Annotated in this window: 13 protein-coding genes and 1 pseudogene; 9 read left to right on the forward strand and 5 right to left on the reverse strand. The window is 70.3% G+C overall.

What is annotated here, in order from left to right:
• Positions 1-280: 280 nt before the first annotated feature.
• Positions 281-592, reverse strand: coding sequence for a DUF5955 family protein (locus QCN29_RS10395; RefSeq protein ID WP_279927632.1), 312 nt, complete (start codon positions 590-592; stop codon positions 281-283).
• A gap of 144 nt (positions 593-736) precedes the next feature.
• Positions 737-2,704: a serine/threonine-protein kinase gene (locus tag QCN29_RS10400; RefSeq protein WP_279927516.1), complete on the reverse strand. Its 1,968-nt coding sequence runs from the start codon at positions 2,702-2,704 to the stop codon at positions 737-739.
• Positions 2,705-2,817: 113 nt separating this feature from the next.
• Here QCN29_RS10400 and QCN29_RS10405 point away from each other — a divergent pair, with 113 nt between their 5' ends.
• The 7 genes from QCN29_RS10405 to QCN29_RS10435 all read left to right on the forward strand — a co-directional run bounded on the left by QCN29_RS10405 (position 2,818) and on the right by QCN29_RS10435 (position 9,032).
• Positions 2,818-3,447, forward strand: a complete 630-nt coding sequence (locus tag QCN29_RS10405) for a nucleotidyltransferase family protein (RefSeq protein ID WP_279927518.1) — start codon at positions 2,818-2,820, stop codon at positions 3,445-3,447.
• A 306-nt stretch (positions 3,448-3,753) separates the two neighbouring features.
• Positions 3,754-5,376 (forward strand): malate synthase A, encoded by a 1,623-nt coding sequence (aceB, locus tag QCN29_RS10410; RefSeq protein WP_279927520.1) that lies wholly within the window; start codon positions 3,754-3,756, stop codon positions 5,374-5,376.
• A 155-nt stretch (positions 5,377-5,531) separates the two neighbouring features.
• The gene (locus QCN29_RS10415) at positions 5,532-6,377 is read left to right on the forward strand and encodes a helix-turn-helix domain-containing protein (RefSeq protein ID WP_279927522.1); all 846 of its coding nucleotides are present in this window, start codon (positions 5,532-5,534) and stop codon (positions 6,375-6,377) included.
• Complete coding sequence (locus tag QCN29_RS10420) at positions 6,374-6,613, forward strand: DUF397 domain-containing protein (protein WP_279927523.1); 240 nt, start codon at positions 6,374-6,376, stop codon at positions 6,611-6,613. Before QCN29_RS10415 ends, QCN29_RS10420 begins: the two co-directional genes overlap by 4 nt.
• A 251-nt stretch (positions 6,614-6,864) precedes the next feature.
• Entirely contained in the window at positions 6,865-7,770 is a 906-nt protein-coding gene (locus QCN29_RS10425) for an AraC family transcriptional regulator (protein WP_279927524.1), read from the forward strand.
• Between the two features lie 232 nt (positions 7,771-8,002).
• Entirely contained in the window at positions 8,003-8,518 is a 516-nt protein-coding gene (locus QCN29_RS10430) for a hypothetical protein (RefSeq protein ID WP_279927526.1), read from the forward strand.
• Between the two features lie 46 nt (positions 8,519-8,564).
• Positions 8,565-9,032: a peptidoglycan-binding domain-containing protein gene (locus QCN29_RS10435; protein ID WP_279927527.1), complete on the forward strand. Its 468-nt coding sequence runs from the start codon at positions 8,565-8,567 to the stop codon at positions 9,030-9,032.
• A 175-nt stretch (positions 9,033-9,207) separates the two neighbouring features.
• Here the strand turns inward: QCN29_RS10435 and QCN29_RS10440 are convergent, their stop codons facing one another.
• Positions 9,208-10,245: a saccharopine dehydrogenase family protein gene (locus QCN29_RS10440; protein WP_279927528.1), complete on the reverse strand. Its 1,038-nt coding sequence runs from the start codon at positions 10,243-10,245 to the stop codon at positions 9,208-9,210.
• 128 nt (positions 10,246-10,373) lie between these two features.
• Between QCN29_RS10440 and QCN29_RS10445 the strand changes: the two genes are divergently transcribed.
• Positions 10,374-11,342, forward strand: a complete 969-nt coding sequence (locus QCN29_RS10445) for a helix-turn-helix domain-containing protein (protein WP_279927529.1) — start codon at positions 10,374-10,376, stop codon at positions 11,340-11,342.
• Positions 11,343-11,483: 141 nt separating this feature from the next.
• Here QCN29_RS10445 and QCN29_RS10450 read toward each other — a convergent pair whose 3' ends face one another.
• Positions 11,484-11,894, reverse strand: coding sequence for a VOC family protein (locus tag QCN29_RS10450; protein ID WP_279927530.1), 411 nt, complete (start codon positions 11,892-11,894; stop codon positions 11,484-11,486).
• 187 nt (positions 11,895-12,081) lie between these two features.
• Between QCN29_RS10450 and QCN29_RS10455 the strand changes: the two are divergent.
• Positions 12,082-12,633, forward strand: a pseudogene (locus QCN29_RS10455) (transposase family protein); the annotation flags it as partial.
• A 31-nt stretch (positions 12,634-12,664) separates the two neighbouring features.
• Here QCN29_RS10455 and QCN29_RS10460 read toward each other — a convergent pair.
• The gene (locus QCN29_RS10460; protein ID WP_279927634.1) at positions 12,665-13,237 is read right to left on the reverse strand and encodes a TetR/AcrR family transcriptional regulator; all 573 of its coding nucleotides are present in this window, start codon (positions 13,235-13,237) and stop codon (positions 12,665-12,667) included.
• Positions 13,238-13,242: the final 5 nt, after the last annotated feature.

A 13,242-nucleotide genomic window follows, 5' to 3' on the forward strand; every position in this document is an offset into this window, starting at 1 on the left:
CGCCGAGCGCGCCTGCGCGAGCCCCGAGGCGACCGCGCGCCGGCCCGGGCCGACTGACCACGCGTCGATCCGGGCCCGCTCGTCGTCGGGCCGGCCGACCACGCGCCGGCCCGGGCCGGACCCCGCGCTGGATGGCTCCGGCTGCCCAGCCGGTGTGCGGCGGCCGGCTCCGGCTACCCCGGCCCCGGACACGCGCCGGACGAATCCGGCTACCCCGGCCCCGGCCTCAGGCCCACCGGCCCGGCGGCGGCCGTCAGCCGCCCGGTGCCGCCGCGGCAGCTCAGCCGCGGCCCCGCGGCGGCGTCTCGCCGAACAGGTCGACCGCCTGGCGCACCTGCATCAGCGCGGACCCCAGCGCGCTCACCGAACCCACCGCACCGGCGATCAGGAGCAGTGAGCGCCGCATCCGCGGAACCTCCGGTTCCCCGCTGGACACCATCGCGGCCAGCACGGCCAGTTCGTCCTCCGCGATGTCCCGGTCGGGGAAGTCGACCGGGTGGCCGGCCAGTTCACGGCGGAGCCGGGAGACGGCAGCGCGCAGCTCCGTCGCCCTCGGGTCCTCGCCGCTCCCTGTCAACCGCGTCTGCCCCACGCTCCGCAACAACAGCCCTCCCCCTCGCACGTCGTCGTGCCCGGTACACACACCGGCCCGCGACCCTCGGGTGATGGTCGGTCACCAAGGGTCGCGGGCCAGTTAACGCCATGGGCGCAGTGCGCGCCACTCCGCGGACGGAATTCAGGACGTCGGCTCCACCGGGTTGAGCGCGTTGCGCCACACGGTCACATCGAGGGTGATGTAGCGGCTGGGGTCGGAGTCTGGGGACTTCCCCTGGTACGTGACCACTCCGACGTGCCCCGAGTTGGTCAGGACGCAGAACCTTGACCCCTTGGACAGTCCGCTGAGCCTGAGCTTGGTCGCGTAGCGCGTCTCGTTCCGGCAGGTGTCGAGGTCTCCGGTCTGGCCGTTGCGCAGCAGGATCAGCCGGGCATTCTCGACCTCGATCCAGCCCACGCTCCAGTCGTAGACGACATCGGCGTTGGAGTTGTCGCCGACCGGCTTGATCGGGTGGTCGTCGAAGGTGAGGTGGTAGTCGTCGACGACGTTGAGGCCGTTGTACGTCGCGGGTTCCGGATCGTCCACGGGTTCGGCGGGCGGGTCGGAGGAGGCGTCCTGACCGTCGGCCTGGGACCCGTCGCCGTCCTCGCCGTCCGTGCCGTCCTCGCCGTCCCCGGTCGGGCCGGGTGCGGGCGTCTGTTGCCGCTGGGAGGAGGACTGCCCGCCGGACGGCTCGTCCTGGCTCTGGGCGGAGGTCTTGTCGTCCTTGTCGCCGTCGGAGAGGGCGAGATAGGCGCCGCCTCCGGCGAATCCGGCGATGACGAGGACGGCCAGCACCGCGAGGGTGACGTTGCGGCCCGTTTTCTTCTTCTTGGGTGCGGCCGGAGGTGCAGGCGCCGGCATCGGCGTGGGCGTGGGCGCGGTCTGGTACGGCTGCGGCTGCTGCGGATAGCCGTACGCGGCCTGGGGCGGCGGGCCGAAGCCGGGCGGCGGGGTCGCGGGGGCGGCCGCCTCGGTGGGCGGGGGCGCGGGCGTCGGATTCGGCGCGGGCGGAGGCGAGGGCGTCGGAGCGGCCGCCGGGCTCGGAACCGGAGCGGGGTTCGGAGCCGGAGCGGCCGCCGCGGTCGGCGCGGCGGCGGGCGGGGCGGTCGGCGGTGCGGGGACGGTCCCCGGTGCGGTCGCCGCCGGCGCCGTCGCAGCCGGTGCGGCCGGCGGCGGAGTGGGGGACGCCGGCGCGGGCGCGGCCTTGCGGGTGCCGATCTCCGCGGCGACCGCGCTCGGCAGCCACTCCTCGGGCCGCCTGAGCACCGTCTCCGCGGTGGCCTCCTGGCAGATGGTCAGCAGCTCGGCGACCGACGGCCGGTTCTCCGGCTCCTTCGCCAGGCAGCGCGTCACCAGCTCCCGCAGCCGCTCCGGCACCTCGGTCAGATCGGGCTCCTCGTGCACGATCCGGTACAGCACGCCGTGCGAGGTGCCCTCGCCGAACGCGGGGCTGCCGGTGGAGGCGTACGCGGCGACCTGCCCCAGCGCGAATATGTCGGTCGCCGGGGTGACATGGCTGCCTGCGGCCTGTTCCGGGGCCATGAACGACGGCGTGCCGATGGTGACGCCGCTGCCGGTGAGCGAGGTGGCGTCGGCAGCACGGGCGATGCCGAAGTCGATGACGCGCGGACCGTCGGCGGCGAGCAGCACATTGGCGGGCTTGAGGTCGCGGTGGACGATGCCCGCGCCATGGATGACATGGAGCGCCTCGGCGATCCCGGCGACGAGCAACAACACGGTCTCGACGGGGAGTTTGCCGTGCTGGTTGACGGCGTCGGCGAGGGAGGGGCCGGGGACGTACGCGGTGGCGAGCCACGGCTGCTCGGCGTCGGGGTCGGCGTCGATGACGGGCGCGGTGTAGAGGCCCTGGACGCGCTGGGCGGCCTGCACCTCCTGGGCGAACCGGCGGCGGAACTCGGCGTCCTGGCCGAAGTCGGGCCGGATGACCTTGATGGCGACGGGCCGTCCGCCGAGCGTGTACGAGAGGTACACCTTGCCCATGCCGCCGGCCCCGAGCCGAGCGGCGAGCCGGTACCCCGCGACATGCTGCGGATCGTCCTCCCCCAGCGGCTTGAAGACCGTGCCCTGCTGTGCACTCGCGCTCATTCGGCTCTCGTCCCCCATGGTGAACTTCTCTGTCGGAGGCTGCACTTTATCCAAGGCCGTGTCACCCACGCAGGGCGCATCACCCCCATCCTCACGTGCGATATGGATGGTCCATGAGAGACACGTCAGGACTGGCGGAGGACCGCATGCACCGCACACCGGCCGTCGCCGGCCTGCTGCTCGCGGCGGGCGGCGGACGGCGGCTCGGCGGCCGCCCGAAGGCGCTGCTGACGCACCGGGGGCGTCCGCTGGTCGAGCATGCGGCGGCGGTGTTGCGGGAGGCGGGCTGCGGCCCGGTGCATGTGGTGCTGGGCGCGGCGGCCGAGCGGGTGCGGGCGACGGCCGAGCTGACCGGCTGCACGGTGGTGGACAACCCGGAGTGGGAGGAGGGCATGGGCTCGTCGCTGCGCGCGGGTCTTGCGTCGCTGGCGGGGACGGGGGCGGACGCCGCGCTGGTGTCCCTGGTGGACCAGCCGGGCATCGGCGTACCGGCCGTGGCCCGGGTCCGTGCCGCGTACCGCTCCCCCGCCACCCTGGCGGCGGCTTCGTACGGCGGCGAGCGCGGGCACCCCGTGCTGTTCGGCGCGGACCACTGGGAGGGCATTGCGGCGAGCGCGACGGGCGACCGCGGTGCGCGCGCCTATCTGGCGGCGCACGCTTCGGAGGTCACGCTGGTCGAGTGCGGGGATGTGGCCCAGGCGTACGACATCGACACCCCGGACGACCTCGCGCACCTTGCGTAACCCCGCACACTCCGCACGCCTCGCACCCCGCACACACCGCACACCTTGCGTGCACGGCGTGGCACTGAGAGCCATGGTCTGTCGACCCAGAGAATCTCGACATCAACAAACCATTGAACTTCCACTATGCGATAACTACTATCCACTGTTCAGAAGCGCCCGACACCGCGACGGCGCCTGCGACCGATCTCTCGGAGACTTGGCACTCAGTGCCGTGAGCACGTCCGCCGCACCGCGGCGTCGCCCGCTCATCCCGACGGCCGCCCGGCACCGCCCGTGAAGCCCGCCCGAAGGAAGTGACCTTTCATGTCCGCACCAGCGCCGTCCCCGCTGGCCATCGTCGACGCCGAGCCCCTGCCGAGGCAGGACGAGGTCCTCACCGATGCGGCCCTCGCCTTCGTGGCCGAGCTGCACCGGAACTTCACGCCCCGCCGTGACGAGCTCCTCGCCCGCCGCGCCGAACGCCGCGCCGAGATCGCCCGCACCTCCACCCTCGACTTCCTTCCGGAGACGGCCGCGATCCGCGCCGACGCCTCCTGGCAGGTCGCCCCGGCCCCGGCCGCGCTGAACGACCGCCGCGTCGAGATCACCGGACCGACCGACCGCAAGATGACCATCAACGCGCTGAACTCCGGCGCGAAGGTCTGGCTCGCCGACTTCGAGGACGCCTCCGCCCCCACCTGGGAGAACGTCGTCCTCGGCCAGCTCAACCTGAGCGACGCGTATACGCGGAACATCGACTTCACGGACGAGCGCACCGGCAAGTCCTACACCCTGCGCCCCGCCGAGGAGCTGGCCACGGTCGTCATGCGCCCCCGCGGCTGGCACCTGGAGGAGCGCCACCTCCAGCTGGACGGCCGCGCCGTCCCCGGCGCACTGGTCGACTTCGGCCTGTACTTCTTCCACAACGCCAAGCGTCTTGTCGAGCTGGGCAAGGGCCCGTACTTCTATCTCCCGAAGACCGAGTCGCACCTGGAGGCCCGCCTCTGGAACGACGTCTTCATCTTCGCGCAGGACTACGTGGGCATCCCGCAGGGCACCGTCCGCGCCACCGTCCTGATCGAGACGATCACGGCCGCGTACGAGATGGAGGAGATCCTCTACGAGCTCCGCGACCACGCCTCCGGCCTCAACGCCGGCCGCTGGGACTACCTCTTCTCCATCGTCAAGAACTTCCGCGACGGAGGCGAGAAGTTCGTCCTCCCGGACCGCAACGCGGTGACGATGACCGCGCCCTTCATGCGCGCCTACACCGAGCTCCTCGTCCGCACCTGCCACAAGCGCGGCGCGCACGCCATCGGCGGCATGGCGGCCTTCATCCCCTCGCGCCGCGACGCCGAGGTCAACAAGGTCGCCTTCGAGAAGGTCAAGGCCGACAAGGACCGCGAGGCGCACGACGGCTTCGACGGCTCCTGGGTCGCCCACCCCGACCTCGTCCCGATCGCCATGGCCTCCTTCGACGCGGTCCTCGGCGACAAGCCCAACCAGAAGGACCGCCTCCGCGAGGACGTCTCCGTCGCCGCCGGCGACCTGATCGCCATCGACACCCTCCACGCCAAGCCCACCTACGAGGGCCTCCGCAACGCAGTCCAGGTCGGCATCCGCTACATCGAGGCATGGCTGCGCGGCCTGGGCGCGGTCGCCATCTTCAACCTGATGGAGGACGCAGCCACCGCGGAGATCTCCCGCTCCCAGATCTGGCAGTGGATCAACGCGGGCGTCACCTTCGAGAACGGCGAACGCGCCACCCCCGACCTCGCCCGCAAGGTCGCCGCCGAGGAACTCGCCGCGATCCGCGAGGAGATCGGCGAGGACGCCTTCACCTCCGGCAACTGGCAGCAGGCCCACGACCTGCTGCTGAAGGTCGCGCTGGACGAGGACTACGAGGACTTCCTCACGCTCCCGGCGTACGAGCAGCTGCAGGGCTGACCGCACAGCAGTCACGCAGCGCCACGCGTACGGAGCCGCCGTACTCACACGGTGGGTATCTGTACATGCACAATCGGTAGACAGTACGACGTACCGGCCATAAACCTGGACGAGTTGCAGCGGAGAGGAGTGACCGTGCGAAAGGTGTCCGGGATATGGCCAACTACAACGACAACGGCAACAGCAGCACCAACGACGAGGCCTCCGACAGCCTTAAGGGCTTCGGGGAGGTAGTCAAGGCCTTCCGGGAGCACCGGGGTCTGTCACGCGAGGAGTTCGCACCCAAGGTGTGCTGCTCGAAGCACACGGTGGCCTCGGTGGAACTGGGGCGGCGGTTTCCGCCGCCCCAGTTCCCGGAGTTGGCGGATGAGGCGCTGGACGCGTTCGGCGTCATCAAGCGGGCGGCGAAGCATGTGTCGCGGAGCAACCCGGGGCTGGCGACATGGTTCCTGAGGTGGGCGGCGCTGGAGCGGGAGGCCCGGTGGCTCGACACGTACGAGTGCCGACTGGTGCCGGGCCTGCTGCAGAGCGAGGCGTACGCACGGAAGCTGTTCGAGAACCGCATTCCGCCACTGAGTGATGAGCAGGTCACCGAGCAGTTGACGGCCCGACAGGAACGACAACGCCTGCTGACGGAACGGCCGAACTGCGCCTTCAGCTTTGTACTGGAGGAGCATCTGTTTCTGCGCAGGATGGGCGGTGTCGAGGTCACCCGGGGTCTCATCGACCATGTGCTGGAGGTCGGATCGCTGCGGAACGTCGCGATCCAGCTCATCCCCCTGATCAGGGAGGAGCACTGCGCCATGGACGGCTCCATGCAGCTCTTGGAGACCCCGCAGCTCGAGCGCTTCGCCTACTGCGAGGGGCAGGAGAGCGGACAGTTCATCTCCGACCGGAAGACCATCAGCACGCTCCAGATGCGGTATGCGAAACTGCGTTCGCAGGCACTCACCCCGGAAGACTCCGCGGATCTGCTGAAGAGACTGCGAGGAGCGCTATGAGCACGGATCTGGTCTGGTTCAAGAGCAGCTACAGCGGCGACTCGGGTGACAGCTGCGTCGAAGTGGCCCTCTCCTGGCGGAAGTCCAGCTACAGCGGAAGCTCCGGTGACAGCTGCGTCGAGATCGCCTCCACCCCCGACACCGTCCACATCCGCGACTCCAAGCTCCAGCCCAGCCCCCATCTCACGGTCTCGGCCGCCACCTGGTCCCGTTTCCTGGCGCTCACCGCACCGTGAGGCCGGGCAGCCCGCACCGGCCTCCCGGGTGCAGACACAGGGGCCGCTGGAGTCCGGCGCTGCCCTCTGCCCTACACACCTCCCCACGCTCTCCCCTACTGTGATCGTTGTCGGTGGCCGTTGTCCCAGGGCGGGGAGAGCGGGACGACATTGGGGCCGATTCACTGCATGGGGGATCCGCTGTGCTGCCCGTATCCGGGATTGACACTACGAGCCTGAAGCGCGGTGAGCGCTTCGAAGCCTGGCGGAGCGTGGTCAACTCGACCATGGCGCCGATGGAGATCGAGAGCGAGCATGCGGGCAACTTCCACTCCCGCATGCGCGTCATCGCCCTCGGCTCCGGCAGCCTGTGGCCCGTCACCCAGGCCGCCGCCCGCTATGACCGGCCCAGACGCCTGATACGCGTATCCGACCCCGGCCTGATCCACCTCACCGTCTTACGGCCCGGATCCAGCCCCCTGGCCGTCGACGCCGATGGACAGCGCCACATCACCAGCCCCGGCGGCATCTACCTCCTGGACTCCTCCCGCCCCTACACCGTCCACTCCACCCAGCCCGACATGCCCGTCATCGGCTACGGCGCCGAAATCCCCGGTCACCTGCTCGACCTGCCTCCCGCCGGACTCGGCCACCTCGCCGGAGCGCCCCTGGAGACAACAGCCGGCTTCGGCGCCCTGATCAAAACCTTCGTCACCCGCCTGGATCCGGCCAGCCATCACGCCAGCGACGGCCCCCACCTGATCAACACCCTCGCCGCCCTCATCAGCGGACTGGCCCGCCGCCAGCTGACCGACCACAGCCACCACGACCGGCTCTGGCAGGCAGCCACCACCCACATTGACGCCCACCTGGAGGACCCCGCGCTGGCTCCAGCCACCGTCGCCGCCGCGGTATACGTCTCCCTGCGGCAGCTCCAGCGGGCCTTCGCCGACCACGGCACCACCATCGCCGCCTACATCCGCCACCAGCGCCTGGACCACGCCCGCCGCTGCCTGCGCACCACCCGCGACACCTCCATCGCCGCCGTCGCCGCGCGGTACGGCTTCGCCTCCGCCGCCCACTTCTCCCGCACCTACAAAGCCGCCTACGGCCATCCCCCCACCGCAGACACGGGTGGGCGCCGCGCCGGAACACCGGCACCGGGCGCACCCGACTGACAGCTCAGGCGCGGACCTTGCTATGTCTACGTCAGCCTCTCGTGGTGCCTCCGTTGACAATCAGCGACAACGACGCGCCCCAGGTTTGATCATCCGCGCCAAGGATCCGGATCGGAACGCTGCAGGCGTCGCCGCAATGCCACCGTCGCTCTGTCAGAACCGAGCTACCCGATGCCAGAACGCGGCACCGGGGCCCTGCCACACGGCAGACGAGAACACGGAGGACATGTCTATGCGCATGCGGAACAGGACGGCAGCACTCACGACCGGAGCCACGGTTGCAGCCGCGGGGCTGCTCGCCACCGTTGCCGCCGCTCCCGCCCAGGCGTACGACCCCAACCCGAAGGCGTGGGTCACCACGACGTCGACGGACAACTGCCCATGCACCGACGGGGACCTCATCGACGGGACCTACTTCCAGAAGGATGTAGGCGGCAGGGGCGTCAAGATCCTGGCGACGAAGCGGGATGACGTCTCAGTCATCCTGGGCAAGGTCGAGTTCCACCCCGCCGGCGAGAAGCTCTGGGTCTACGACACACGAAACGACGGCGACGCTCTCTACGCCACGGTGGAGTACTACTCCGGCGGCAAGAAGGTCGTCAAGGGCCCCTACAAGGCTCCGGGCACCCCGAAGAGGATCGACAAGACGACCATCGACCTGAGCATCCCTGAAGGGACGTATGTGACGGTCAAGCTGTACGACGGCAAGGGCACCGACCTGATCAAGTCCGCTGGTGGCAGGGCCTGACCTGTAGCGCCGACCAGACGGCACAACCCACACAGGAAGAGAGAGCATGAGACTCAGCGCATGGAAGCGCACGTTCGTCAGCGGCGTCGCCGCCGCCGGAATCGCCGTCGGCGCCCTCGCCGGCGCCAGCGCCACCGCCGTCGCGGCCCCGACGGACACCACGTCGGCCTCCGCCACCGAGAGCGCCGCGCAAGCGGTTGAGAACCTCGGGCTGAGCGTCAGGCAGGCCAAGGGAGTCCAGCGCCGACTCCAGGAGCGTGGCTACAACCCCGGAGCCATCGACGGATACCTGGGCACGAACAGCTGGAAGGCCTTCCAGCGCGCACTGCGCGATCACCAGGGATACACAGACGCCATCGACGGGATCGTCGGCCCCAACACCATCAAGGCGCTGCAGCGTGGGCTGAAGCAGAGCTGGGACTACACCGGCCCAATCGACGGCATAGCCGGGCAAGGCACCCGCGCCGCCTTTGCGCGCTTCGCCGACTGGTGCGTCGACCGGTACGGCTACTGATCCCTCTCCGGGACCGAGCCTGGCCCGCACCCCCTTGAAGCCTCTCGGGGCCGACCTCCCTAGTGCTGTGACCGCGTAGGTTCTCCCGGAGTGCTTACGTGCGTGCGCTCAGAAGACGTGGTGGGAGTCCGCTTCCGGGAATCCGGAAACGGTCTTGCGTCGTGGAGCGTCGCGGTCAGGTACCTTGCGGGTGGAGGTCGAGTGCGATGTACGGGGCGAGTGCGTGCAGGAAGTCCGGTGCGTCGAAGATCTCGCCGGCGGAGGCGACGCCGACAGTCTTGGTGCGGCCGGTCAGGACGCGTTCGAGCGCCTCGGCGACGAGAGGCGCGGTGACGGCGTAGATGTCCTGGCCGCTGGCCGTGGCCCGGCGTTCGACTCCGCCGGAGCGTACGACGGCGTCGACGAGGAAGGTCTGGTCCGAGCGCCCGCTCCGGTCGGCGGCGGTCGGGGCCGGTGTGTGGGGGGTGGCGACATCACGGACCGCCTCAACGGTCATGTAGGTGGTCACGTCGGGGATGGACAGGTGCTGGGGAACGGTGACGACGTCCGCCATCGTGAACTCGCCGATCACCTCCCGGACTCCCATCGGTTCCGGGAAGGTCCACTGAAGGGCGGGCGCGGCGTCGGTGCGGCGCTCCCACTGGCCGCCGCTGTAGCGCAGGCGGACGTCGCCGCGGCGCTCGCGGGAGACGGCACCGGACAGGCGGGTGCCGGCGGTGGGGTGCCAGCTGCTGAGCGCGTAGGCGATGTGGGCCTCGTCGGCTGCGGACCAGTCGCCCATCGCTGCGGTGGCCAGCAGGTCGCCGAGGCCGCCGAAGAAGGCCATGGCCGGGACGATCACCGCTCCCGCGTCCCGGGCTCGCTCCTGGTAGTGGGCGAAGGTGTCGAGGTTGGCCTCAAGCTCGGCGGCCACGTCCAGGTACGGGATCTTCGCACGGAGCGCGGCCTCGATCACGGGACCGGTGGTCGACGCGAAGGGGCCCGCGCAGTTGATGACCGCCACCGCGCCCGCCAGGGCCCGGTCCAGCGACGCCGCATCCTCGGCCGACGCCACCCGGGCCTCAAGGCCGTGCTCCTGGGCCAGCTCCCGCAGCGCCTGGGCGTTGCGCCCGGAGGACACCGGGACGTATCCGCGCGCGGCCAGCTCCGCGACCACGAACCGCCCGGTGTGACCGTACGCGCCGAACACCGCCACCTGCTGACCTGACCCCATGAGACTGCCCCCGTGCACTGGAACACCCGCCGCGATGTCGATCCGCCGCAGCCTGACACGCACATCCTGTCCTCGTGGCAGCACCCCGCACGAGCGTCGGAAACGACAAGACGCGTACAGTTTCAGACATGCCCACTGTCGCGCTGGCCGTCACCGACGGCATGCTCCACTACGAACTGTCCGTGGCGATCGAGATCTTCGGCGCTGATCTGACCCACATCGTGGACCCGTGGTACGACTTCTCCGTCTGCGGAAGCGGTCCGGTACACGTCGACCGCTTCCGCCTGGCGCCCGACCACGGACTCGACCATCTCGCGCACGCCGACACGGTGATCGTCCCCGGCTGGGCCGACACTGACCGTGAACCGCCCAGCGCCCTGGTCCAGGCGGTGCGCACCGCCCACGAGGCTGGCGCACGCGTGGCCTCGCTGTGCACGGGCGCCTTCGTCCTGGGCGCGGCCGGACTGCTCGACGGCAGGCGCGCCACCACCCACTGGGCCCACACCCAGGAACTGGCCCGACGCCACCCGGCGGCCACCGTGGATCCGGACGTCCTCTACGTCGACAACGGCGACGTCCTCACCTCTGCGGGCAAGGCCGCCGCCATGGACCTGTGCCTGCACCTGGTCCGCCTCGACCACGGCTCGGCCAACGCCAACAAGATCGCCCGCCGTCTGGTCATCCCGCCCCACCGCGACGGCGGCCAGGCCCAGTTCATCTCCACACCCCTGCCCAAGCCCGGCAACCACCCCCTGGGCGGACTCTTCCCCTGGGTGCTGGAACGACTGGACCAACCGCTTACCGTGGAGGACCTCGCCCGCCAGGCCCGCATGAGCTCACGCCACCTCGCCCGCCATTTCAAACGCCTCACCGGCACCACACCACTGCAGTGGCTCCACACCCAGCGCATCCGCCACGCCCAGGAACTCCTGGAAACCACCAACGCCACCGTCGACACCATCGCCACGGCCACCGGCATGGGCACCGCCACCACCCTGCGCCGCCACTTCCACCGCAGCGTCGGCGTCCCGCCCGACACCTACCGCCGCACCTTCCGCCCCCAAGAGCCAGTCTCAAGCCCGCATCACGGAAGCTGACACTTCACGGTCAGTAGCCATCGGCGGCCAGTTAGCTCCCCACCTACCGGCCGCCGATGGGGAATTTCAACTGGCCACTGTCACCACGGCGGGAGAACACCCACGGAGAGCCCCGGAACGTCCTCCATGACCGGAATCTAATTAGTCGCGCTTGGGCCAGATCGGGCCCTGGTCGGTCCAGATGACGCCCTTGTTGCGGCACAGGCAGAAGGGGTGGCCGATCGGGTCGGTGTAAACCTGCCAGCCGTAGCCGTTGGGGCCGATGAAATCCTGCCTTAGCGTCGCGCCGAGGTCGAGGACGCGGCGCTGCTCGGACTCGATCTCGTCCACTTCGAAGTCGAGGTGGAACTGCTTGGGGTGCTCGCTGTCGGGCCACTGCGGAGCGCGGTAGTCGTCCACCCGGATGAATGCCAGCTCGATCTCGCCGAACTGGATGCCAGCCCAGTCCTCGGAGCTGCCTTCCTTGACCGGACGGCCCGTCACCTCGGAGTAGAAAGCCGCCAGCTTCATCGTGTCCGGGCAGTCGATAATGAAATCGGTGAGTCGCAGCATGCCGCGATCTTGTCACAACTCACACTCGACTTCGAGACAGGCCCTAAGCAGCTCCGCTGAGTTGCGGGAACAACAAGTTCCTGGGGGCTTCGCCCCCAGACCCCGTTCACCAGGGGTCTGTCAAACACGAGCGGCCCTGTCGCACATTCGGTGGTGACGGAGAGTCGTGAGGGTCGTTGACATTCCCGTGAAGAATGTCAACGAGTTGGTGCAGACGGTGTTTTCGGGGCTGTCCCCGCTGGTCGTCGAGGAGGCCGCCGACGAGGGCGAGCGGATCGTGGTGCGGGCACGGACGCCGACGGAGGCCGCGGTCTGCCCGGTGTGCGGAGCCTCGTCCGGGCGGGTGCACGGCTATCACTGGCGGACGGTGGCCGACGTGCCGGTCGATGAACGCCGGGTGGTGGTTCGTGTGCGGGTGCGGCGCCTGGTGTGTCCCACACGCGGCTGCCGCCACACCTTCCGCGAGCAGGTGCCCGGCGTCCTGGACCGATACCAGAGGCGAACCGTCCGCCTGACCGGGCAAGTCGATGCCGTGGCCGCGGAGTTAGCGGGCCGAGCAGGGGCGCGTTTGCTGGCGGTACTCGCGGTGGGCCTGCCGCGTCACACGGCGCTGCGCACGCTACTGCGGATCCCGCTGCCCGCCGGGCGGACACCCCGCGTGATCGGCGTCGACGACTTCGCTCTGCGCCGACGGCACCGCTACGCCACTGTGATCATCGATGCCGAGACCCATGACCGCAAAGCCGTGAACGCCGCCCTCACGACGCCCGTCAGGGCAGCGGGGTGCGGTGCAGGGCGATGAGCAGGCGCCAGACCCGCTGGGCGATCTCCGCAGGCGTGGCTTGGATGAGGCCGTGCAGCCAGTCGGCGAGCACCCCGGCGAAGGTCGCGGCCACGGCCGAGGCGATGAGGTCGGGCTCCGGCGCGCCGACCAGTGTGCGTTCGCTGTGGCTGCGGGCGCGCAGGTCCTGGTGGAGGACCAGGCCGAGTGGGCCGCCGCCGCCCGGGCTGAGGAGTTCCCGGTAGAGGGCCGTGTGCGGGGCGAGTTGGTCGAAGAACTCCCGCAGCGCGGGCGGCGGTGCGTCGGGGTCGGGGACGCCGCGCCAGGCGTGCAGGGCGTCCACGGCATCGCGGACAACATCGGCGCAGGCGTCGACGGCGAGCGCATCCAGGTCGGCGTAGTGGAGGTAGAAGGTGGCGCGGCCGACACCGGCCCGACGCACCAGAGTGGCGACGCTGACCTCGGCCAGCGGGTGCAGCATGCACTCCTCGAGCAGGGCCCGGCGCAGTTTGGACCGGGTCCGGGCGGTGCGGGGGTCGGGTGGCACGGCGGCCGGCGGCATGGCGG

Origin of the sequence: Streptomyces chengmaiensis (genome assembly GCF_029846775.1) — a bacterium.
Lineage (GTDB): Bacteria > Actinomycetota > Actinomycetes > Streptomycetales > Streptomycetaceae > Streptomyces > Streptomyces chengmaiensis.

Bases quoted from the DNA above. Each gene is read 5' to 3' on its own strand.
- QCN29_RS10400 (WP_279927516.1), bottom strand. From the start codon at position 2,704: ATGAGCGCGAGTGCACAGCAGGGCACGGTCTTCAAGCCGCTGGGGGAG.
- QCN29_RS10405 (WP_279927518.1), top strand. From the start codon at position 2,818: ATGAGAGACACGTCAGGACTGGCGGAGGACCGCATGCACCGCACACCG.
- aceB (WP_279927520.1), top strand. From the start codon at position 3,754: ATGTCCGCACCAGCGCCGTCCCCGCTGGCCATCGTCGACGCCGAGCCC.
- QCN29_RS10415 (WP_279927522.1), top strand. From the start codon at position 5,532: ATGGCCAACTACAACGACAACGGCAACAGCAGCACCAACGACGAGGCC.
- QCN29_RS10420 (WP_279927523.1), top strand. From the start codon at position 6,374: ATGAGCACGGATCTGGTCTGGTTCAAGAGCAGCTACAGCGGCGACTCG.
- QCN29_RS10430 (WP_279927526.1), top strand. From the start codon at position 8,003: ATGCGCATGCGGAACAGGACGGCAGCACTCACGACCGGAGCCACGGTT.
- QCN29_RS10435 (WP_279927527.1), top strand. From the start codon at position 8,565: ATGAGACTCAGCGCATGGAAGCGCACGTTCGTCAGCGGCGTCGCCGCC.
- QCN29_RS10440 (WP_279927528.1), bottom strand. From the start codon at position 10,245: ATGGGGTCAGGTCAGCAGGTGGCGGTGTTCGGCGCGTACGGTCACACC.
- QCN29_RS10445 (WP_279927529.1), top strand. From the start codon at position 10,374: ATGCCCACTGTCGCGCTGGCCGTCACCGACGGCATGCTCCACTACGAA.
- QCN29_RS10450 (WP_279927530.1), bottom strand. From the start codon at position 11,894: ATGCTGCGACTCACCGATTTCATTATCGACTGCCCGGACACGATGAAG.
- QCN29_RS10460 (WP_279927634.1), bottom strand. From the start codon at position 13,237: ATGCCGCCGGCCGCCGTGCCACCCGACCCCCGCACCGCCCGGACCCGG.